This is a genomic window from Pseudomonas aphyarum, from assembly GCF_028657055.1.
Classification (GTDB): Bacteria; Pseudomonadota; Gammaproteobacteria; order Pseudomonadales; family Pseudomonadaceae; genus Aquipseudomonas; species Aquipseudomonas aphyarum.
Genome location: NZ_JAMDGS010000005.1, coordinates 33021 through 53919 on the forward strand (window position 1 = coordinate 33021; position 20899 = coordinate 53919).

18 protein-coding genes and 1 pseudogene are annotated in these 20899 nt (G+C 62.4%); 11 read left to right on the forward strand and 8 right to left on the reverse strand.

Annotated features, from left to right (window positions below; all coding sequences use genetic code 11):
• Window positions 1-117: 117 nt before the first annotated feature.
• From M5G18_RS07020 to M5G18_RS07040, 5 genes are all read right to left on the reverse strand, one after another.
• Window positions 118-621, reverse strand: a complete 504-nt coding sequence (locus M5G18_RS07020; protein ID WP_249485840.1) for an RES family NAD+ phosphorylase — start codon at window positions 619-621, stop codon at window positions 118-120.
• Window positions 618-1109 (reverse strand): antitoxin Xre/MbcA/ParS toxin-binding domain-containing protein, encoded by a 492-nt coding sequence (locus tag M5G18_RS07025; protein ID WP_273897592.1) that lies wholly within the window; start codon window positions 1107-1109, stop codon window positions 618-620. The genes M5G18_RS07020 and M5G18_RS07025 overlap by 4 nt, the downstream gene beginning before the upstream one ends.
• Window positions 1110-1363: 254 nt before the next feature.
• Window positions 1364-4288 (reverse strand): TonB-dependent receptor, encoded by a 2925-nt coding sequence (locus M5G18_RS07030; protein ID WP_273897288.1) that lies wholly within the window; start codon window positions 4286-4288, stop codon window positions 1364-1366.
• 91 nt (window positions 4289-4379) lie between these two features.
• A complete protein-coding gene (locus M5G18_RS07035; protein ID WP_273897290.1) occupies window positions 4380-5327 on the reverse strand; it encodes a FecR domain-containing protein in 948 nt (315 codons plus the stop codon).
• Window positions 5324-5830 carry a sigma-70 family RNA polymerase sigma factor gene (locus M5G18_RS07040; RefSeq protein ID WP_273897292.1) on the reverse strand — a complete coding sequence of 169 codons (507 nt, stop codon included), beginning with the start codon at window positions 5828-5830 and terminating at the stop codon, window positions 5324-5326. The genes M5G18_RS07035 and M5G18_RS07040 overlap by 4 nt, the downstream gene beginning before the upstream one ends.
• A gap of 298 nt (window positions 5831-6128) precedes the next feature.
• Here M5G18_RS07040 and M5G18_RS07045 point away from each other — a divergent pair, with 298 nt between their 5' ends.
• The 4 genes from M5G18_RS07045 (at window position 6129) to M5G18_RS07060 (ending at window position 11293) form a co-directional block, all read left to right on the forward strand.
• On the forward strand, window positions 6129-7847 hold the full coding sequence (locus M5G18_RS07045) for a hydrogenase maturation protein (protein ID WP_273897294.1): 1719 nt from the start codon (window positions 6129-6131) through the stop codon (window positions 7845-7847).
• Between the two features lie 254 nt (window positions 7848-8101).
• On the forward strand, window positions 8102-8965 hold the full coding sequence (locus tag M5G18_RS07050) for a LysR family transcriptional regulator (RefSeq protein WP_273897593.1): 864 nt from the start codon (window positions 8102-8104) through the stop codon (window positions 8963-8965).
• A gap of 109 nt (window positions 8966-9074) precedes the next feature.
• Window positions 9075-10220 (forward strand): SRPBCC family protein, encoded by a 1146-nt coding sequence (locus M5G18_RS07055; protein ID WP_273897296.1) that lies wholly within the window; start codon window positions 9075-9077, stop codon window positions 10218-10220.
• On the forward strand, window positions 10217-11293 hold the full coding sequence (locus M5G18_RS07060) for an SMP-30/gluconolactonase/LRE family protein (protein WP_273897298.1): 1077 nt from the start codon (window positions 10217-10219) through the stop codon (window positions 11291-11293). Before M5G18_RS07055 ends, M5G18_RS07060 begins: the two co-directional genes overlap by 4 nt.
• A 15-nt stretch (window positions 11294-11308) precedes the next feature.
• On the opposite strand, the gene M5G18_RS07065 is transcribed toward M5G18_RS07060, so the two are convergent.
• Window positions 11309-11479, reverse strand: a complete 171-nt coding sequence (locus M5G18_RS07065; RefSeq protein WP_192561267.1) for a hypothetical protein — start codon at window positions 11477-11479, stop codon at window positions 11309-11311.
• 109 nt (window positions 11480-11588) lie between these two features.
• Window positions 11589-11831 (reverse strand): HP1242/YdcH family protein, encoded by a 243-nt coding sequence (locus M5G18_RS07070; RefSeq protein ID WP_273897302.1) that lies wholly within the window; start codon window positions 11829-11831, stop codon window positions 11589-11591.
• Between the two features lie 205 nt (window positions 11832-12036).
• On the opposite strand from M5G18_RS07070, the gene M5G18_RS07075 reads away from it, so the two are divergent.
• The 7 genes from M5G18_RS07075 to M5G18_RS07105 all read left to right on the forward strand — a co-directional run bounded on the left by M5G18_RS07075 (window position 12037) and on the right by M5G18_RS07105 (window position 18229).
• Window positions 12037-12558 (forward strand): DUF4142 domain-containing protein, encoded by a 522-nt coding sequence (locus M5G18_RS07075; protein ID WP_273897304.1) that lies wholly within the window; start codon window positions 12037-12039, stop codon window positions 12556-12558.
• 238 nt (window positions 12559-12796) lie between these two features.
• On the forward strand, window positions 12797-13648 hold the full coding sequence (locus M5G18_RS07080; protein ID WP_273897306.1) for an STAS domain-containing protein: 852 nt from the start codon (window positions 12797-12799) through the stop codon (window positions 13646-13648).
• A gap of 3 nt (window positions 13649-13651) precedes the next feature.
• Window positions 13652-14014, forward strand: coding sequence for an STAS domain-containing protein (locus M5G18_RS07085; RefSeq protein WP_007959463.1), 363 nt, complete (start codon window positions 13652-13654; stop codon window positions 14012-14014).
• Entirely contained in the window at window positions 14011-14421 is a 411-nt protein-coding gene (locus M5G18_RS07090; protein WP_273897308.1) for an anti-sigma regulatory factor, read from the forward strand. Before M5G18_RS07085 ends, M5G18_RS07090 begins: the two co-directional genes overlap by 4 nt.
• A complete protein-coding gene (locus M5G18_RS07095; protein ID WP_273897595.1) occupies window positions 14418-15428 on the forward strand; it encodes an ATP-binding protein in 1011 nt (336 codons plus the stop codon). The genes M5G18_RS07090 and M5G18_RS07095 overlap by 4 nt, the downstream gene beginning before the upstream one ends.
• Complete coding sequence (locus M5G18_RS07100; protein ID WP_273897310.1) at window positions 15421-16296, forward strand: sensor histidine kinase; 876 nt, start codon at window positions 15421-15423, stop codon at window positions 16294-16296. Before M5G18_RS07095 ends, M5G18_RS07100 begins: the two co-directional genes overlap by 8 nt.
• Complete coding sequence (locus tag M5G18_RS07105; protein ID WP_273897311.1) at window positions 16286-18229, forward strand: response regulator; 1944 nt, start codon at window positions 16286-16288, stop codon at window positions 18227-18229. Before M5G18_RS07100 ends, M5G18_RS07105 begins: the two co-directional genes overlap by 11 nt.
• Before the next feature lie 12 nt (window positions 18230-18241).
• Here the strand turns inward: M5G18_RS07105 and M5G18_RS07110 are convergent.
• Window positions 18242-20896, reverse strand: a pseudogene (locus tag M5G18_RS07110) (excinuclease ABC subunit UvrA); the annotation flags it as partial.
• Window positions 20897-20899: the final 3 nt, after the last annotated feature.

The window sequence follows — 20899 nt, forward strand, 5'->3', positions numbered from 1 at the left end:
AACAGCCATCCCTGCGTTTTGGTTTATGCAGGGATGTGCGATGGCGGATGTTGATTTATAGGGCGCGATTTAGACCGTTGGGTGCTGAGGTTATGCAAAATTCAGCATGACGCTTCATCAGACTGATGCCATTTCCCCGAGTAATCGGGTATCGAGGCCGAACCGCTCCTGCGAGACCATCCTGAACTGCCCCTCTGCCAGGTCGCAGCTCACCAGCAAGTTCCACGAATGCCGGGTTGCCGCCGAGGGAATCAGTACAAACGGATGTTCAGCCAATAAAGCGTCGGCAAACAATCGCTGATTGGGTGACGGCCGAGCAGGACTCAGCCAGTAAGGATTCGGCACCTCTTCAGGCTGCACGATTTTTACCTTCGCATTGTTGATGACTTCGAAACACGTCAAAACATAAGGCTCGCGGTCCAGAGCATCGAAACTGCGATTGGCTGCCACCTCCAGAATGGCCGACGACGGATCGACGGATGCATACACGACGCGTCGTCCGGGAATGTTCCATCGACCGCCTCTCATCTTTGACCCCATCCCGCTATCCCACGTTCTTCCATAAACCTCGCGGTCAAGCCGCCAGGCATACCAGTGCTTGTCCCACGGCAAGGGGTTCATGGGTAAACCCCGTAGATAAGCTGACTCAGATACTGCTCCACCATCTGAAAACCCAATGGATGCAGGGTCAATTCCAGCGGCACATGACCGTAAAAATAGGTAGAGGGTTTCTGCAGCCAGTCCTCCGCCCGTGGTTGCCCCCCGAAGGCCCGAATGGCCAACTCCAGCACCAATGCATATTGGTAGGCGATGACACTCTGCTGCGGGTCAAGCCGTACCGGTTTGCCTTCCTTCAGCAGCCGCCTTACCGTTCTGACCGACTTGCCAGTGATGAGTTTGACCATGTCGCCTTGCTGGTAAAGCTCGGAGGTTGAAAGCATGTCGACGACGTCGTTCAGCTCGAAACCTTCATCGGTAAGCTGAACAATCAGCAGGGCGTCATCACCGATGTTCCAGCCATGCACGAGCAATTCGACAGGCTTGCCCTCGACTTTCTTCAAGCCCGCCAACCGGGGTACTTTTGCGCTGGGCAAGGCGACATCCTCCATGGGGCACCTGGCACGATCATCGCGCCACTGATGGCGAGCGGAATAAGCAGGCGTTTCGTATTCGAGGTGTGCAGTTCGCATGATCAATCCATTATCAGAGGCCTGAGTGATCGGGCCGTTAACGACTTCAATGTCATCGCCGATGCTATAGATCACGCTTCCGACGGCCAACCTTAAAAAGTCGTCGGAAATATCCCCGTTTTCGCCCAAAGCCCGGCAACTTCCGTAGGACGCTGCCGGGCGTCATTCCAACCTCAGCTGCCGAAGTGATAGCTCACATCCAGCCACCACTGGCGCCCGTACGGGTCGTAATTGCCGGTCGGGTAATACGGCCAGCCCGCCGAGTCGTCATGCTTGACCTGATTGAGCACGTTGTTCACGGTCAGCCCGACACTCGCCCGGTCGTTGAGCTTGTACCGTGCACTGGCGTTGAACACTGTCCACGGCGACAGACGCCCGTCGCCCGCGCCGTTGGTGACCGAGCCGTAACGAATCCCCATCAGTGTCGCCGTGGCCTTCTGGTAATCCCAGGTCAGGCTGGCGTTGACCTTGCTGCGCCAGTCGTAATTGGTGCGCGAGGTGCGCCAGTCCTGGGTCGGGGCTTCGTCCGATTCCTTGTAGTAATGCGAGAGCACCAGCGTGTAGCCCAGCGTCGAACTGAACGCGCCGTACTGCCCGGCGCCCCAGCGAATGTTGCTCTTGAAGTCCAGGCCGCTGACCCGTTCGCTGGCGGCGTTGATCGCATTCACCCGCACCCGCTGCAACTGATTGGGATCGACGGCGGCATTGCCGGGATTGCGATCCACGCGTGCCAGGGTCGACTGGCAGTTGGCCGAGTTGATGTCTTGGGTGCCATTTCGGCATTCGTTCTCTTGCTGCAACAGGCGGTTTTCGTCGACGGTGGTCAGCAGGTCATCGATCTCGACCCGCCAGAAGTCGGTGGAGAAATCGAAGTTGCGCGACGGCGACCAGACGAAACCGTAGGTCCAGGATTTGCCGCGTTCGGATTCCAGATCCGCCGTGCCGCTCTGGGTGTAATCCACCCGCCCACGGTCACAGGCGCCCTCCACGCCCTGGCTGCAGCCGTAATAGTCGATCTGCGCCGGGTAGTAACCGTTGCTGTCCGACTGATAGATGTAGTTCAGGTCCGGGGCGCGGAAACTGGTGCCGTAGCTGCCGCGCACCAAAAGGCTGGTCACCGGCCGCCATTCCAGGCCGAGGTTGTAAGTTTTCTGCTGCTCGGTGCGGCCGCTGAATTTGTATTGGTCCCAGCGCCCCGCCGCTGTCGCCAGCACCGTGTCGGTGACCGGAATGCTGAACTCGCCACCGGCCGCATAACGCTTGCGCGAGCCGCCGGAGCTTTGTGCAGGAGTCACGCCGTAGAAACTGCCGTCGTTGAGGCTGTCGTCCGGATCGATGCGGTATTCCTGCTTGCCCGCCTCGAGCACGCCGGCGAATCCCACCGGGCCGGCCGGCAGGTCAAACAACTCGCCATTGACCGAAGCGTTGTAACTCGTGGACACCGACTTGCTGCTCTGCGTCAGGTTGCCGCGAAACTGCTCCCATTCCTGCGGCGTCAATGGCCGGTCGAGGCGCGAGGCATCCGGCGCGAATACCGGGTAACCGTCGCGGGTGCCCAGTTGCGGGCCGAGGTAGAAATCCTGGATCGACGACAGCGGCGTGTAACGCGTGGTGCGCACGCTTTTATATTCAGACCGGTTGGCCGCCAGTTCATAGTTCCACCCGGTGTCGGCGATCTTGTCCGAGAGACCCAGGGTGCCGGTCCATGAGGTGTCGCGCCATTTGCTGTTGTTGCTGGTGCGCCCGCCGATTTCCTCTTCACCGAAGCGCCGGTACCAGCGCTCCAGATTACCGCTGTTCTGGTTGATGAAGTCCGGCGAGGTGAAGCTCGGGCCGCGCGTGTTGTTCTGAATGTGATCGAGGCCGTACATCAGGTCGGCGAAGACCTGGCCGCTGTCGCTGAAATGCCAAGTGCCACGGGTGTAGCCGTCGTAATTTTCCTTTTGGGTCTGCACCGTCCAGTAATCGTTGTACATCTGGTCGGTGCGGCAACGCCCGCCGCTGTTGAACAGCTTGTTGTCGAACGTGCCCTGATAGGCGCCACAGCCGGGCCCCAGATAGCGGTTGTTGGTCAGGTCGCGACGGTAGCCGACATCCGCCAGCGGCCCGCTCTGCATAAAGCCGCGATCATCGGCCCAGATCGGATCGCGGTTGGTCAGTTCGAGGCCGAACAAACCGTCGAAGTCGCCCCAACTGCCGCCGCCGCTGATCTGCAAGCGCTGGTTGTCGCCGCCTCCACGCTCGCTGGTACCGCCCTTGAGGTTGACGTCGACGCCATTCATTTTGTCCTTGAGGATGATGTTCACCACCCCGGCAATCGCATCCGAACCGTAGATCGCCGAAGCGCCGCTGCTGAGCACTTCGATGCGGTCGATGATCGCCGATGGAATGTTCGCCAGGTTGGTGAAGTTGACCTTGCCGTCGTACGGCGTCGGGTAATCGGCGACCCGCCGGCCGTTGATCAGCACCAGCGTGTGGTTGGGGCCAAGGCCGCGCAGGTTGAGGGCGCTGGCCGCCGGTTGCCAGGTGTTGCCGTAGTCTTCGCCCTGGGTCATGCCAGTGTTCTGGGTTTGCGTGGCGAGGGCGTCGTAGACGTTCTTGTAGCCGCGCGCTTCCATTTCTTCGTGGGTGATGACGTTGACCGGGGTCGCACCATCGCTCTGCGCCCGGGCGATCCGCGAGCCGGTGACGGTGACTTTTTCCATGCGGTAATCGGCGCTGCTGGCGGGCGCCACGGCAGCCGCCTTGACCGGCGCCGCGCTCGACGCATCGGCCGGGCGAATGCTCAGGCCCTGAGTGCCCTGCTCGACTTGCAGACCGCTGCCGATCAAGGCTTTCTCTACCGCCTGACGGCCACCCAATGCACCGCGCACCGCACTGCTGCGCTTGCCCTGAACCAGATTCTGACTGAAGGAAATCGGCACGCCGGTCTGGCGCGAGATGTCCAGCAGCACCTCGTCGAGGGCCCCGGCGGCAATGTCGAAGGTAAAGACCTGAGTGGCGGCGTCTTGTGCCAGAACAGTGGTCGGGACAATGCCCGCCGCCAGCACGATGGCCAGCGTCAGGCGGGACAATTGTTGTTGTTTGAATGAGAACATCGAGGGGCTTCCCTGTTGAAGGCGTCTGCAGGGAATGAGCAGCGGGCCGGCGCTTTTTATAGGGGGACGGATAGACCGGGAAGTTATGGATTTATAACCGTGCTTCGATGCTGACCCAGTACGGGTTGTGCCAGGTGACACGGATCGGCAGCGAACGCTCCAGCAGTTGCAGGGTGCGATCGCTGTCGTCCAGCGGATAGAGGCCGCTGAGGCGCAAACCGGCGACCGCCGGGCTCAGGTGCAGGATGCCGCGACGGTAGCTGCGCAGGCTGTCGATGACTTCGCTCAAGGGGCGATCACGCACTTCAAGCCGCCCTTGCACCCAGGCACTTTCCTGCCCTTTGCCGCGTTCCAGCGCGAGGATTTCCTGCCTGTTGAACAGCAGACTTTCGCCCGCCTCCACCACTTGCCGCGCGCCGCTGGCGGTGACCACCTCGACCTGCGAATGCAACATCACCAGCCGCGTCGAATCCTCACCGCGCTGCACCAGGAATTTGGTCCCGAGCGCGCGCATCCGCCCGTGCTCGGTTTCGACCACAAACGGCCGGGCCAGATTTTTCGCGACATCGATCAGCAGCTCACCGCTGCGCAGGTCCAGCAGGCGCTCGAGATTGTTGAAGCGCGGCACCACGCGGCTGCGGGCATTGAGGGTCAGGGCGCTGCCATCCTCCAGCGTGAACGCCCGACGCTCGCCGGTACCGGTCGACAACTCGCCAGCCTCGGGCAACCAGCCATAACGTCGACCGAGCAAACCGGCCAGCACCGCGATACCGAGCACACTCAAACTGCCACTGAGGAATCGACGGCGACTGGATGGTGCGTTCAGGCTGTGCAGCACACTCTCACGCGGCAAGCCGCGCAGGTTCGAATGGCGCAGTAGGTTCAACCCGCCGCCCATTTGCTCGATGATCTGCTGATGCCGTGGATCCGCCATGCGCCAGGCGTCGAACGCTGCGCGCTCCTGCAAACTGACGTGCCCCGATTGCAGCAGTGCCATCCATTGCGCAGCTTCGTCGATCAGCGTTTCGTCCGGCCTCATGCCTGCATCGCCTGATAGCAACGCTTGAACGCCTCGACCATGTATTGCTGCACACGGCTGGTGGACACGCCGAGGCGTTCGCCGATTTCGCTGTAGGTCAGGCCGTCGAGCTGGTGATAGAGAAACGCAGCCTTGGCCTTGGCCGACAGGCCGTTGAGCAAGCGATCCACCGCCAGCAGCGTTTCGATCACCAACTCCCGTTCTTCGGGTGACGGGTGCACCGGCTCCGGCGCCAAGGCAAGGCTATGCAGATAGGCGCGCTCCAGATCCTGCCGGCGCCAGCCTTCATAGACCAGCCGCCGGGCAATCGTGGTCAGCAGCGCGCGGGGTTCGCGAATCGCCAGCGGATCGGGCAGTGCCAACACCCGAAGAAACGTTTCCGAAGCAATGTCCTGTGCACTATGCGGGCAGCCGAGGGTACGGCTGACCGCTGCGCACAACCATCGGTAGTCCTTTTGGAACATTTGCCCGATGACCTGGTAGTGCGGGTTGTGACTCCCCATGCCTTACTCCCTGAAAACGGGCTCCACCCGCTGCGAAAATCCATGGATACGCCGGGATCTTCCGGCGGTGATCAGGGGTGCGACTGTGCAATAGCGCCTGAGACATTTGAAGTAATAAAAAATCAGGATCATCAAACCTTTGAGAATAAGGCACGTCGTCGCCACGGCAATATTGGCTGACACAACGTTGATCTCGATCAGTGGCGCCGGCCACGCCAGTCTCTAACCTTGCGCCTCCATCGATAGCCACGGACGGCTCACCGGGAGCCTGCGGCTGACCTTTCAAGGACGAGCAATCATGCGATCACTCAACATCATTCTTCTGTCGTCGGCGTTCAACGGCCTGACCCAGCGTGCCTGGCTGGAACTGCGTCAGGCCGGGCACTCGCCCAGCGTGGTGCTGTTTACCGACGAAACCGCCGTGTGCAAGCAGATCGAAAACAGCGGCGCAGACCTGGTGATCTGCCCGTTCCTCAAGGATCGCGTGCCCCACGCGCTGTGGAGCAATCCGCAGCGTCCGGTCGTCATCATTCACCCAGGAATCGTCGGCGATCGCGGTGCCAGCGCACTGGACTGGGCGATCATGCGCGAGCTGCCGTCCTGGGGCGTGACCGCCCTGCAAGCGGTGGAAGAAATGGACGCCGGCCCGGTCTGGGCCACCTGCGAATTCAACTTGCCGACAGGCCTGCGCAAATCCGAGCTGTACAACGGTCGGGTCAGCGACGCGGCGATCCGTTGCATCCGCGAAGTGGTGGAGAAATTCATGGACGGCTTCGTGCCGGTCGCGCTGGATTACAACGATCCGAAAGTGCGCGGGCGCTTGCAGCCGAACATGAAACAGGACGACCGCACCTTCAGCTGGCACGACTGTTCGCGCTTCATCAAGCGCTGCATCGATGCGGCGGACGGCCAGCCCGGCGTACTCGCCAGCCTCGCCGGCGGGCAGTATTACGTGTACGACGCGCACCTCGATCAGCGCACCGGCATGCCCGGCGAGATTCTCGCGGTACACGACGACGCGGTCTTGGTGGCGACCGGTGATCACAGCCTGTGGATCGGCTCGCTGCGACGCAAACCGCAACCGGGAGAGGAAACTTTCAAGCGTCCGGCGCGGCATGTGCTGGCCGGGAAATTGTCTGGCGTGCCGGTGCTGGACTGGTCGATTGCCAATGCGCCATTCAGCGACGAGCCGTATCAACCGATCCGCTATCGCGAGTCCGGTCAGGTCGGAGAGTTGACGCTGGAGTTCTACAACGGCGCGATGAGCACCGAGCAATGCCGGCGCATGGTCGAGGCGCTGCGCTGGGCCAAATCCCGCGACACTCAGGTGCTGTTGATCAAGGGCGGACGCGGCAGTTTTTCCAACGGCGTGCATTTGAATGTGATTCAAGCCGCCGAAGACCCGGGCGCCGAAGCCTGGGCCAATATCCAGGCCATCGATGATGTGTGCGAAGAATTGCTCAGCGCACGGCAACTGGTGGTCAGCGGGGTCACCGGCAATGCTGGCGCCGGCGGTGTGATGCTCGCCCTCGCGGCTGACATCGTGTTTGCCCGCGCCGATATCGTGCTCAATCCGCATTACAAGAGCATGGGCCTGTACGGCTCGGAATACTGGACTTACAGCCTGCCCCGCGCCGTCGGCCCGGCCATGGCGGAACAATTGACTCAGGCCTGTCTGCCGGTCAACGCCGCGCAGGCGCTGCAACTGGGCATGGTCCAGGAAATCGGCCCGCGCTGCCCGGACGAGTTTTCGCTGTGGCTGCTGCAACGGGCCAACAGTGTGCTGAGTGATCCGACTTATGCGGCGGTACGGGAGCGCAAGCTGCGGGTCGATCATGTGTTGATTCGTCAGTGCCGCGAGTCGGAGCTGCAGGAGATGCAGGAAGACATGCTGTACAACCGCAATCAGTTTGCCGAGAAGTGCCGGAATTTTGTGTATAAGCGCAAGACTTGCTGTACGCCGGCGCGGTTGGTGGAGGATTGGGCTCGGGTGGTTGATACCGAGCTGGTCAGTTAGTCCGCGGCGTCTGCTGTCCCCCTCACCCTAGCCCTCTCCCGGAGGGAGAGGGGACTGACCGCAGTGTCTTACGTCATACATCGACCTGAAAGACCGAGTCGATTATGGATTCAGAACAAATCCTTCAGGTCGGCGTATCTCGTCAATATCCCCGGATCGGTCCCCTCTCCCCACGGGCGGTCCGACGTTTCGGGAGGGCTAGGGTGAGGGCGCTTTTGCCTTACAATGCCGGCACCTCAACCACCGGCCCGCCCATGGACATCGACCTCGCCCGTACCTTTCTGGAAATCGTCCGCCACGGCAGCCTCGCCGCGGCGGCGGAAAAGCTGTTCGTCACGCAAACGGCAATCACCGCCCGGGTCCAGAAACTCGAAAGCCAGTTGGGCAGCACCCTCTTCGTGCGCAACCGCGCCGGTGCGCGGCTGACCGCCAACGGCGAGGCCTTTGTGGTCTACGCCAATCAGCTGGTACAGACCTGGGAAGCCGCGCGTCGAGACCTGCCCTTGCCCGAGGGTTATCACAACGTGCTGCACATCGGCGGCGAGGTCAGTCTGTGCAACCCGCTGATGCTCAGTTGGGCCGCCGAGCTGCGAGAGAGAATCCCCGGCCACGCCTTGCGCATGGAAATCCGTGACGGCGAAAACCTGCTGCGCCAGCTCGAACTGGGGGTGCTCGATGCCGCGCTGGTCTATCAACCGGAATATTGGCCGGGGCTGCAGGTCGAGCAGGTGCTGGAAGAGAAACTGATTCTGGTGACCACGCCCGGCCGCCCTGCCCCCTACGTGTACATCGACTGGGGCCCGGACTTCCGCCGTCAGCACGACGCGGCCCTGCCGGAAAAGGCCAAGGCCGCCCTGAGCTTCAACCTCGGCCCGCTGGCCCTGCAATACATCCTGGAGAACGGCGGCAGCGGCTATTTCCGGACCCGGGTCGTGCGCACTTATCTGGAAAGCGGCGCGCTGGAGCCGGTGACCAAAGCCCCGGAATTCGGCTATCCGACCTACCTCGTCTACTCCCGTGACCGCGACTCGGCGATCTTGCAACAGGCGTTCGATCTGCTGCGCGAAGTGATCAGGGCCGATGACGACTGGTCGCAGCGCTGGAACCCGTTGAGCTGACGGCCGCTATACACCGGAGCATGGCACTTGTGACCTGAAGGTTGCCCCTGCACAAACGGCGGGATCGGCTAATCTGCCGGGATAACGACAATATCCGCAGGTGACCGCAGTGAGGCAGACCACCGAGGCATTTCGCAGCCGCTACCGTGCGGCGATCCATCCCCGCTACAACCCGTGGCTGCACGGCGCGTTCGTGCTGCTGTTCGGCGTGCTGGCCATCGGCGCGTTCTGGAGCAGCGTGCACCAGGTGCAACCGCTGGAATGGCTGACCGTGCCGCTGACCCTGCTGTTCTTCAATTTCGGCGTGTACATGGTGCACCGCCACCTCGGCCACCACAAAAAGAGCTTCGCCCGGATGTTCTATGCCCGGCATGCCGGCGATCATCACAGCTTTTTCACCCCCGGCCACATGACCTACGACGGCGCCCGCGACTGGCGGGTGATCCTGTTTCCCGCCTGGCTGATCGTGCTGCACACGCTGGCGATCACCCTGCCCCTGTGGTGGCTGTTCGCGCAGGTCAACAGCAACGTCGCCGGGCTGTTCGGCGGCTGCATGGTGTTCGGTTACCTGACCTATGAAGTGTTTCACGCCTGCGAACATCTGCCGCCGCAGAACCCGCTGACCCGCCTGCCGTGGATCCGCCAGATGCGCCGTCTGCACGAGCTGCATCACCGTCGCGAGCGCATGCAGGAGCGTAATTTCAATATCGTTTTTCCGTTGATGGACTACCTGTTCGGCACCCTTTACTGGGAGCCGGAAACCGCCCCTCTGACCGATTCGAGAACGCCCATGACCCGCATGCAGCACACAGTCGACATCGCCGGTGATCCGATCGCCGTCCTCGCCTACGCCGCCACCGTCAGTCGCTGGCCGGAGTGGCACCCGTCTTCACTGAAGATCGACGGCCCCAGCGGTGCGCTGCATGCCGGTGCGCGATTCGATGAAGACATCCACGCCGGCGGGCGCGAGGGGCATCTGCGCTGGGAGGTCACCGAATACCTGCCCGGTCGGCGCTGGTGCGCCCGGGCCCAGGGTGATCAGGGTCTGTCGTTGCTGCTGACCTATGAATGCTCGGCGCACAACGATGCCACGCGGTTTGTGCGCACCCTCGATTACCAGTTCGCAGGCATCGGCCTGCGCATTGCCAACCACGTGCTGCTCAAGCGTCGCATCGATCGCGAATCGGCGGCTTCGATGCTGGCCCTGCGTGACATGGCGACCCGGCATCTGGCACTTGCGGGAGCCCACGTGTGAGATGGCGTTATCTGCTGTTGCTGCTGATTGTCGGGGTTCTGGGCTTTTTGCTGTTGATGCCGACCAAGGTCGAGCCCGTCGCCTGGACGCCGCAACCGGCGCCCTCACTGACCGAAGGCCAGTACGCTGACAATCAGCGACTCAAGGGCGCGGCGCAAGTCGGCCCGAGCGACATCGAAGGCCCGGAAGCACTGCTTCTGGAAAACGATTTTCTGATCACCGGACTGCACGACGGACGCCTGCTGCGCACAAGCCTCGACGGTCAGCAACGCAAGGTGCTGGCGGATACTGGCGGCCGGCCGCTGGGGCTGGCGCGGCATCCCAACGGTTTGCTGGTGATCGCTGACGGGGTCAAGGGTTTGCTGTCGCTCGACGCGCAGGGTCGGCTGGTGGCGCTGACCACCGAAGCCAATGGCCTGCCGTTCGGGTTTACCGATGACGTGGCCATCGACAAGTCCGGGCATTACGCCTACTTCAGCGATGCCTCGAGTCGCTGGGGTTACGGCCACGATGGCGAAGCGATCATCGAGCACGGCGGCGACGGACGCCTGCTGCGTTATGACTTTCAGACCGGCAAGACCGTCGTGTTGCTCGACAAACTGGAGTTCGCCAACGGCGTGACCCTCGGCCCGGAAGACGCCTATGTGCTGGTCAACGAAACCGGCGCCTATCGCATCAGCCGCTATTGGCTGACCGGGCCCAAGGCCGGCACCCACGATCTGTTCATCGACAACCTGCCGGGGCTGCCGGACAACCTCGCCTTCAACGGACGGGATCGTTTCTGGGTGGCGCTGTATACGCCGCGCAATCCGCTGCTGGATCGCACCGCTGAACACCCGTTCGTACGCAAGATGATCGTGCGGGCGATGACCGTCGTGCCCAAACCGGTGGAGAAGCGCGGGTTCGTGCTGGGGCTGGATCTGGACGGCAAAGTGATCGCCAATCTGCAGGACGCCAGCGCCGGCAATTACTCGCCGATCACCACGGTGCGCGAGTATGGCGAGTGGTTGTATTTCGGCTCGCTGAAGGCCACGCACATGGCGCGGATGCCGTTGGAGGCAGCCTTGAAGTGAGGCGATGGCTGGCGGTCAGTTGCTGGACCGATCGAACTTGTCCGGATCTTCATCCTCCGGCACTTCCTCGCTCTTGCGTTCCTCTTCAGGATTACGGACGGTGTGCGCCGGACTGTTCGGCTCGGGATGCGTGGGAACCGGGTCGAATGCGCCCTGCTCTTCACTGGGGAATTTTGGCTTGTTCATAAGGCACCTCGGTAAGAGTCGCTATGTGAAGACTCTGAACATTCGAGGTGCCGTTCGGGGCTGTCGTTCCAGTCGTTTCACCACCGAGGGCCGGTGGCGCGACTGACGGTCAGGTTCGAACCTGCAATTGCTCGACGATCTTGTCCTTGACCTGCAGGCGTTTCTCTTTGAGTTTCTTCAGGGTGTCGTCGCTGGGTGCATCCGAGGTCGCCGTCTCGGCCTTGACGACTTCGGCGTCCGCCTGGGAATACTTGTTGATCAGTGCGTCCAGATGTGGATCCGCGGTGCGTCGTTGCTGGATCTCTTCCTTTGTTAGTTTCAAGTCCTGTAACAGATCATGGGTCACCGGCATGGAACACCTCCGTCAGTTGATCGGCAGCCAACGCGACCGATTGCGCTGGCCAGATATCAGAATGGCCTCGGTTGACCGGTTCTGTCGACCACCTGTCAGACCAGCGGTGCCCGTTCGTCGCCCTGTCGCAAACCCGATAAAACCTTCGCCCGCGCTCGTCCCTCCATTGAATAACGCTCACAAAAACCTGCGTGGAGAAACACCAATGGACGGATTCAAACTGCGTCATCTCTTTCTGGCCGTCGCCTTGACCACCGGCATGGGCTCGGCCTTCGCCGCCACCGACAACGATTTCGTCGACAACGCCGCTGCCGGCGGCATCGCTGAGATCGAAACCAGTCGCCTGGCGCTGGAAAAAAGCCAATCCGCCGACATCAAGGCTTTTGCCAACATGATGATCACCGACCATGGCAAGGCCAACGATGAACTGGCGACGATTGCCAAGGCCCACGACATCGAAGTGCCGGACACCACCACGCTGGTCAAACAGGCCAAGGAAAAAATCCTCGAAGTCCGCGATGAATCCTTCGATGCGGCGTACGCCAACAACCAGGTCAAGGCCCACGAAGAAGCCATCAAACTGTTCGAGAAACAGGCCAACACCGTGACCGATGACAAGGTCAAAGGCGCCACCGAGCTCAAGGGTTTTGCCCAGAAAATGCTGCCGGGGCTGCAAAAACACCTGGCCGCCGCCAAGGAATTGCAGGCCAAACACCCGAGCAAGTAACGCTACACGCCTCAAGAGGCCGCCTCCATTGGACGCGGCCTCTTTTTTTGGCCCGCCGTTTTGCACGAAAAACCGGCGCTCCCGGCCATGGCGACTAGAGTTATCGGTGCGTTCCGTGCGGCAGATCAAAAATATCCACGCGAGAACGAACAACTATTTCAAACGGCAAATGTCATTCATTTCGCGCCGGTCATTTTCCTATCCGCCGGCCCCCAATTCGCGATGGAGCAACAGGCACATGGCAGCACTGCAGAACAGCACACTCGATGCGATGAAAAACAAACAGGCACAACTGCTGGGCGAATGGACTCAAGGGCTGGTCGACAGCGGTGCCACCCGTAATCTCAAAGAACACGACGTGCAGCAACAGACCAGCGAGTTCCTGCAACTGGTGGTCAGCGGTCTGGAGAACGACAACGGCACCAATATCGCCGCGCCGGGCTGGGAAACCACCCGCCAGTTCCTCGAAAAACTCTCCCACAGCCGTGCCCTGCTCGGTCAGGATTCGCAGCAGACCGCCAGTTTCATTTTCTCGCTCAAAGGTCCGCTGTTCGCCTTGTTGCAAAGTCATTACCGGGAACAGCCGGCGCTGCTGGCCGAACAGCTCTGGGAAATCTCCGAACTGCTCGACGCGTTCGGCCTGCACACCATCCGCACCTTCCAGAAATCCCGTGAAGCGGTGATCAAGCGCCAGCAGGAAGAACTGCTGGAACTGTCGACCCCGGTGGTCAAGCTGTGGGATGGCGTGCTCGCGCTGCCGATGATCGGCACCCTCGACTCGCAACGTACCCAGGTGGTGATGGAATCGCTGCTGCAACGCATCGTCGACACCGGTTCGGAAATCGCCATCATCGACATCACCGGCGTGCCGACCGTCGACACCCTCGTGGCCCAGCACCTGCTGAAAACCGTGACCGCGATCCGCCTGATGGGTGCCGATTGCATCATCAGCGGTGTGCGTCCGCAGATCGCCCAGACCATCGTCCACCTGGGCCTCGACCTGCAAGGCGTGGTGACCAAAGCCAATCTGGCTGATGCCTTGAAGCTGGCGCTGACTCGCCTGGGCATCACCCTCGCCAAGACGGTTTAACCCATGGAACGTATCCCGATTCTTCAGATGGGCGACTTCCTGCTGGTGACCATCCAGGTCGACATGCATGACCAGCTCGCCCTCACCCTGCAGGACGACCTGTCCGAGCGCATCAGCAAAACCTCGGCGCGGGGCGTGTTGATCGACATCTCGGCGCTGGACATGGTCGATTCGTTCATCGGCCGGATGATTGGCACCATTTCCGGTTTGTCGAAAATCATGGACGCCGAAACCATGCTCGTCGGCATGCAACCGGCGGTGGCGATCACGCTGGTCGAGCTCGGCCTGAACCTGCCGGGCGTCAGCACCGCGCTGAACGTCGAGCGCGGAATGAAACTGCTGCAGGAACGAGTACGCCAGCAATGACCGTGCGCAGCAGCGGTACACAACCGATCAAAATCGAGCAGGACGTGGTACTGGCCCGGCAACAGGCGCGCAAACTGGCCACCGAATGCGGCATGCGCCTGATCGACCTGACCAAACTGGTGACCGCCGTCAGCGAGCTGGCGCGCAACATCATGGTCTACGGCGGTGGCGGCGACATGGACTGGCAGATCCTCGACGACAACCACAAGGTCGGCCTGCGCCTGACCTTCCGCGATGAAGGCCCCGGCATTCCCGACCTCAAACTGGCGATGACCGATGGCTGGACCTCCGGCAGCGGCCTGGGCCTGGGCCTGGGCCTGACCGGCGCCAAGCGACTGGTGGATGAATTCGAACTGGACACAGAGCCCGGCAAAGGCACTCGCATAACGATCACCCGATGGACATGAATATCAGCGGGACACTGACCCAGGTGTTGGTGATCGAGGACAGCAGCCAGATCGGCCATGCCCGGCGTACGGCGCAGCGTCTGGCCGAGCAACACGGTTTCGGTGACAGCGACGCCGGCCGCGTGGCGCTGGTGGCCACTGAACTGGCGAGCAATGTGCTCAAGCATGCCGGGCGCGGGGAATTGCACCTGCGCCTGGTGCCCCGTCAGGGTGACGACGGCATCGAGATGATTGCGGTCGACCGTGCTCAGGGGTTTGATCTGGACGCGTGTCTGGCGGACGGTTTTTCCACCGGCGGCACCCAGGGCATCGGCTTGGGTGCGGTAGCCCGGCAGGCGGAGGTCTTCGACGTATTTGCCGACCATCGCGGCGCCGTGTTGCTGGCTCGTCTGTACCCGCGCAGCGACCGTCAGGCGGATCTGCCGTATGGTGTCAGCCAGCACTCGCTGCACAACGATCCAGCCTGCGGCGACGTCTGGCATCTGGCGATTCACGGCAGTGACATCAGTGCTCTGATCGTCGACGGTCTGGGCCATGGCGAGGACGCCGAGCGTGCGGCCCGAGCAGGCGAAAAAGCCTTTGCTCTCACCCCGTTCGGTGCGCCGACGGTTCTGATGGAAGACATGCACCGCGAAATGATCGGAACCCGTGGCGGCGCAGTGGCATTCGCACAGTTTCACGCTGAACGGGCCAGCCTGACGTTCGCCGGGATCGGCAATATCGGTGCGAGCCTGATCGCCTCCGACAAATCCCGCGGACTGGCCTCGCATCCCGGAATCGTCGGCGGCCAATACCGAAAAGCCCAGCCCTTTGACTATGCTCACGTGAACGGACATCTATTGATCATGTACAGCGACGGCTTGCAGTCCCGTTGGAACCTTCAAGACTACCCCGGTCTGGTGCATCGCCATCCCGCCGTGATAGCCACCGTCCTGCACCGCGATTTCTGTCGCGGACGCGACGATGTAACGGTGCTGGTCGTTGCCCTGGAGGCCGCCCATGGCTGAGTCCCCGACCCTGAACAGCGCAGAACAGACCGCGCTGATCGCCCAGTTGCAGAGCGAAACCGCCGCACTGCGCGAAGAGCTCGACGAGACCAATCAGGGCGTGCTCGCCCTGTACGCCGAACTCGACACCCAGGCCGAACAACTGCGCCAGGCCTCGGACCTGAAAAGCCGCTTCCTGTCGTACATGAGCCACGAATTCCGCACGCCGCTGGGCTCGATCCTGAGCATCAACAGCCTGCTGGCCGACGAGCTCGACGGCCCGCTCAGCCCCGAGCAACACAAGCAGGTCGCGTTCGTCAGCAGCGCCGCCCGTGAACTCAGTGACATGGTCGACGACCTGCTCGATCTGGCGAAGATCGAGGCCGGGCGCATCACCATTTCCCCGGCGTGGTTCGACATGTTCGACTTGTTCGCCGCACTGCGCGGGATGTTCCGGCCGATTGTCGACGCCTCCGCGGTGGACCTGATTTTTGAAGAGCCGGTGGGACTGCCGCGCCTCTTCACCGATGACAAGAAGCTGGCGCAGATCCTGCGCAACTTCATTTCCAACTCGCTGAAATTCACCACCCGTGGTGAAGTCCGGGTCTCGGCACGACTCGAGGGGCAGGACAAGGTGCGATTTGCGGTCAGCGACACTGGCATCGGTATCGCCCCTGCATTGCACGGTACCCTGTTCGAAGACTTTTCACAGGTCGATTCACCGCTGCAAAAACGCCTGCGCGGCACCGGGCTCGGCCTGTCGCTGTGCAAGCGTTTCGCCGAATTGCTCGGCGGTGAAGTGGGTGTCGAGAGTACGCCGGGCGTGGGCTCAAGCTTTTTCGTGATCATTCCGTTGGCGCTTGCCCAGGAGAACGTCGATGAAACATGACATCCGTCTGTTGATCGTCGATGACAACGTCGCCACCCGCTACGCCTTGCGCCGACGCCTGGAGCGCCACGGCTACGAAGTGTTCGAGGCCGGCACCGGCGGCGACGGCCTGGCCCTGATTGCCAGTCAACCGCTCGATGCGCTGATTCTCGACGTCAACCTGCCGGACATGAGCGGGTTCGACATCGTCCGTAAACTGCGTACCGACCCGGGCACCGCACTGCTTCCGGTGATCCACGTGTCGGCAGCGTCGATCCAGACCGGCGACATCATCACCGGCCTCGATGCCGGTGCCGATGCCTACCTGATTCACCCGGTCGATCCCGATGTGCTTTTGGCAACGTTGCGAACCCTGCTGCGGGTGCGCGACACGGAGAACGCCCTGCGCGAAAGCGAGGCGCGTTTCCGCGAGATCTTCGTCAACGTCTCCGCGCCGATCGCGGTGCTCGACGCCGACCTGAAAGTCCACGAGTGCAATCACGCCTTCTCCCAACTGATCCAGGACAACCGCGACCCGCAGACCCTCAGCGAATGCTTCGCCGAGGATCAGAGCGCGATCCTCAACGAACTGCGCCTGCGGCTGGTGGATGGCGAGCGCTGGAAAGGCACGCTGAACATGCGCGTGCAGGGCGAGATCCGCGAGACCGAGTGGCAGATTTCACCCTACCGTACGCCGAAGCTGAGCCTGGTATTCGTCGAAGACGTCACCGAACACCGTCACCGCGAACGCTCGCACCTGGCGCGGCTGGACGACACCACCACGCAACTGGCCAAGGAAGTCGCCGACCGGGTACGCGCCGAATCGCAACTGCTGCAAGTGCAGAAAATGGATGCGCTGGGCAAACTCACCGGCGGCATCGCCCATGACTTCAACAACCTGCTGACCGGGATCATCACTAGCCTCGAACTGATCCAGAAGCGCGTTGCCGATGCCCGCCCGGACAAGGTCCAGTTCTACGCCGAAGCCGCCCTGAATTCGGCGATGAGCGCGGCCTCGCTCACCCATCGCCTGCTGGCCTTCGCCCGCCAACAGCCGCTCGACACCCGCCCGGTGGATATCAACGATCACGTTCGTTCGCTGGAAGAACTGTTGGTGCGCACCATCGGCGAACGGATCGCTCTCAAGCTTGAGCTGACCACCAAACCAGCCATCGCGCTGGTCGACCCGATCCAGCTGGAAAGCGCGGTGCTCAACCTGGTGATCAATGCCCGGGACGCGTTGCCGCAGGGCGGCAATATCTGGGTCAGCACCTACGCCGCGTACTCCCACGGCGATCCGAACCTCACCGATGGTTCCTACGTGGCGCTGTCGGTGCGCGATGACGGTACCGGCATCGAGCACAGCGTCATCGACAAGGTGTTCGAGCCGTTCTTCACCACCAAACCGCTGGGCCAGGGCACCGGGCTGGGGTTGTCGACGATCTACGGTTTCGCCCGCCAGTCCGGCGGCGATGCGCACATCCGCAGCGTGGCGCGGCGTGGCACCGAAGTGACGATCATGTTGCCGGCGACCACCGACCCGACCGGCGCCGATACACCGCTACCGACGATTGACCCGAAAGGCACTGGCGAGCATGTGCTGATCGTCGAAGACATGCCGTCGGTGCGGCTGTTCGTCACCGAAGTGCTGGAGGACGCCGGCTACCGCTGCACCCAGGCCGGCGATATCGAAACCGCGCTGGAACGCTTGCAGAACGATCCGTCGATCAACCTGCTGCTGACCGACGTCGGCCTGCCGCGCATGAGCGGCCGCGAACTGGCAGACGTTGCCCGGGGCTGGCGTGAAGGGTTGCCGATCCTGTTCATGACCGGTTACGCCGAAACCGCGATCAACCGCCAGGTGTTCCTCGGGGCCGGCATGGACATGCTGATCAAACCGTTCCAGATCCGTGAGTTGCTGGACAAGGTGCGCCGCACCCTCGACGGCGCCTGACACACCGCCATCGCGGGCAAGAAACGGCGCAGTCCGGCTTTTCTTGCTCGCCGCCACTTTCTGCGGCGTCCCGGCCACGACGATCTTGCCGCCCTGATCCCCCGCCCCCGGGCCGATGTCGATCACCCAGTCGCTCTGCGCCACCACGCGCATTTCATGCTCGACCACGATCACCGTGTGCCCCGCCGTCACCAGCGTATCCAGTTGCTCCAGCAAACGGTCGACATCCCGTGGATGCAACCCGGTGGTCGGTTCATCCAGCACATACAACGTCGCACCGCGCTGGTTGCGCTGCAGTTCGGTGGCCAGCTTGATCCGCTGGGCCTCGCCGCCGGACAGCTCGGTCGCCGGTTGCCCGAGGCGCAGATAACCTAGGCCAATATCGCGCAGCACCTCCAGCGAACGGCGGATCGTCGGTTGCTCGGCAAACACCGTCACCGCCTCGTCCACCGTCAATTGCAGCACCTGCGCGATGCTCAAGCCCTGCCAGTGGATGGCCAGGGTCTCGGGGTTGTAACGCGCGCCGTGGCAGGTCGGGCACGGCGCATAAACGCTGGGCATGAACAGCAACTCGACACTGACAAACCCCTCGCCTTCGCAGGTCGGGCAGCGACCCTTGGCGACGTTGAAGGAAAACTGCCCGGCGTCGTAACCCGCTGCTTTCGCCTCGTCGGTCGCAGCGAATAACTTGCGCACGTTGTCGAACAGCCCGGTGTAGGTCGCCAGATTCGAACGCGGGGTGCGGCCGATGGGTTTCTGATCGACCTGCACCAGACGCTTGATCGACTCCAGCCCGGCGCTGACCTGGCCGGTGCTGGCGGTCGGGGTATCGTCTTCCAGATTGAGCTCCTCCGGCTCGGCGTCACTGACGCTGCGCCCGAGTTGCGCGCCGACCAGTTCCAGCAGCGCCTGGCTGACCAGGCTCGATTTGCCGGAACCAGAGACGCCGGTGACCGAGGTGAAACAGCCCAACGGAAATTCGGCGCTGAGGTTATCGAGATTGTTGCGGGTGACGCCATCGAGCTTCAGCCAACCCGACGGTTTACGCGCGGCGCGGGTCGACCGTTGCTGTTCGGCGAACAGGTAGGCGCGGGTCGACCGTTGCTGTTCGGCGAACAGGTAGGCGCGGGTCTGCGACTGCTCGATCGTCGCCAGCCCCGGCGGCGGGCCGCTGTAGAGAATCTGCCCGCCCTTTTCGCCCGCTGCCGGGCCGACGTCGATCAGCCAGTCAGCGCGGCGCATGGTGTCCAGATCGTGCTCGACCACAAACACACTGTTGCCATCGGCCTTCAGACGCTGCAAGGCCTCGAACAGCGCCTCGCCGTCCGCCGGGTGCAGGCCGGCGGAAGGTTCGTCGAGCACGTAGATCACACCAAACAGTTGCGAGCCCAATTGCGTTGCCAGGCGCAGACGCTGCAATTCGCCGGAGGACAGGGTCGGCGTGCTGCGCTCCAGGGCCAGGTAACCAAGGCCGAGATCGGTCAGGGTGCTGACCCGGTCCAGCAAGTCCTCGGCAATGCGCTGCGCGGCCAGGCGTTTTTCCAGCGACAGGTTCGGCGTATGGCGCACGTCCGGCGCGTTGGCGTGGCCGCTGGCGCCATGGGCCACGCGTTGCTGGCGGGCTTCGCGGGTCTGGCTGTGGGTCAGGGTTTCGCCGGTTTCATCGGCGTGTTCCAGCCAGCTTGCGCCCGCCACCGGTTTCAAGACTTCGGCGACTTGCAGCAGCGGCATCCGCGACAACTCGCCGATGTCATGCCCGGCAAACGTCACCGACAACGCCTCTCGCTTGAGGCGCTTGCCATCGCATAACGGACACAGGCTGCCGAGCATGAATTGCGAAACGCGCTTCTTCATCAGCGCACTTTGCGAATGGGTGAAGGTGTGCAGGATGTAGCGCCGGGCGCCGGTGAACGTGCCCTGATAACTCGGCTCCATCTTGCGCTCGAGGGCGACGCGGGTTTCTTCCGGCGTCAGCCCGGCGTACACCGGAACCGTCGGCGTTTCCTCGGTGAAGAGGATCCAGTCGCGCTGCTTTTTCGGCAGCTTGCGCCATGGAATATCGACGTCGATGCCCATGGTCACCAGGATGTCGCGCAGATTCTGCCCCTGCCAGGCCAGCGGCCAGGAGGCCACGGCGCGTTGGCGGATGGTCAGATTAGGATCCGGCACCATCAATGCCTCGGTGACCTCGTAGACCCGGCCCAGTCCATGGCACTCCGGGCAGGCGCCTTGCGGCGTGTTCGGTGAAAAATCCTCGGCATACAGCATCGGCTGACCCGGCGGGTAGCTGCCGGCGCGCGAATACAGCATGCGGATCAGGCTCGACAGCGTGGTCACGCTGCCCACCGAAGAACGCGTGCTCGGCGTGCCGCGTTGTTGCTGCAGGGCCACGGCCGGTGGCAGTCCCTCAATGGAATCGACGTCCGGCACGCCAACCTGATCGATCAGCCGCCGCGCATAGGGCGCCACCGATTCGAAATAGCGCCGCTGGGCTTCGGCATACAACGTTGAAAACGCCAGCGACGACTTGCCCGAGCCCGACACACCGGTGAACACCACCAGCGCATCACGGGGGATATCGACGTCAACGTTCTTCAGGTTATGTTCACGGGCGCCGCGCACGCGAACCATACCGGCGGCGGAATTGGAGCTGCGCTTGGAGGTCATTGG

Bases quoted from the DNA above. Each gene is read 5' to 3' on its own strand.
- M5G18_RS07020 (WP_249485840.1), bottom strand. From the start codon at position 621: ATGAACCCCTTGCCGTGGGACAAGCACTGGTATGCCTGGCGGCTTGAC.
- M5G18_RS07025 (WP_273897592.1), bottom strand. From the start codon at position 1,109: ATGGAGGATGTCGCCTTGCCCAGCGCAAAAGTACCCCGGTTGGCGGGC.
- M5G18_RS07030 (WP_273897288.1), bottom strand. From the start codon at position 4,288: ATGTTCTCATTCAAACAACAACAATTGTCCCGCCTGACGCTGGCCATC.
- M5G18_RS07035 (WP_273897290.1), bottom strand. From the start codon at position 5,327: ATGAGGCCGGACGAAACGCTGATCGACGAAGCTGCGCAATGGATGGCA.
- M5G18_RS07040 (WP_273897292.1), bottom strand. From the start codon at position 5,830: ATGGGGAGTCACAACCCGCACTACCAGGTCATCGGGCAAATGTTCCAA.
- M5G18_RS07045 (WP_273897294.1), top strand. From the start codon at position 6,129: ATGCGATCACTCAACATCATTCTTCTGTCGTCGGCGTTCAACGGCCTG.
- M5G18_RS07050 (WP_273897593.1), top strand. From the start codon at position 8,102: ATGGACATCGACCTCGCCCGTACCTTTCTGGAAATCGTCCGCCACGGC.
- M5G18_RS07065 (WP_192561267.1), bottom strand. From the start codon at position 11,479: ATGAACAAGCCAAAATTCCCCAGTGAAGAGCAGGGCGCATTCGACCCG.
- M5G18_RS07070 (WP_273897302.1), bottom strand. From the start codon at position 11,831: ATGCCGGTGACCCATGATCTGTTACAGGACTTGAAACTAACAAAGGAA.
- M5G18_RS07075 (WP_273897304.1), top strand. From the start codon at position 12,037: ATGGACGGATTCAAACTGCGTCATCTCTTTCTGGCCGTCGCCTTGACC.
- M5G18_RS07080 (WP_273897306.1), top strand. From the start codon at position 12,797: ATGGCAGCACTGCAGAACAGCACACTCGATGCGATGAAAAACAAACAG.
- M5G18_RS07085 (WP_007959463.1), top strand. From the start codon at position 13,652: ATGGAACGTATCCCGATTCTTCAGATGGGCGACTTCCTGCTGGTGACC.
- M5G18_RS07090 (WP_273897308.1), top strand. From the start codon at position 14,011: ATGACCGTGCGCAGCAGCGGTACACAACCGATCAAAATCGAGCAGGAC.
- M5G18_RS07095 (WP_273897595.1), top strand. From the start codon at position 14,418: ATGAATATCAGCGGGACACTGACCCAGGTGTTGGTGATCGAGGACAGC.
- M5G18_RS07100 (WP_273897310.1), top strand. From the start codon at position 15,421: ATGGCTGAGTCCCCGACCCTGAACAGCGCAGAACAGACCGCGCTGATC.
- M5G18_RS07105 (WP_273897311.1), top strand. From the start codon at position 16,286: ATGAAACATGACATCCGTCTGTTGATCGTCGATGACAACGTCGCCACC.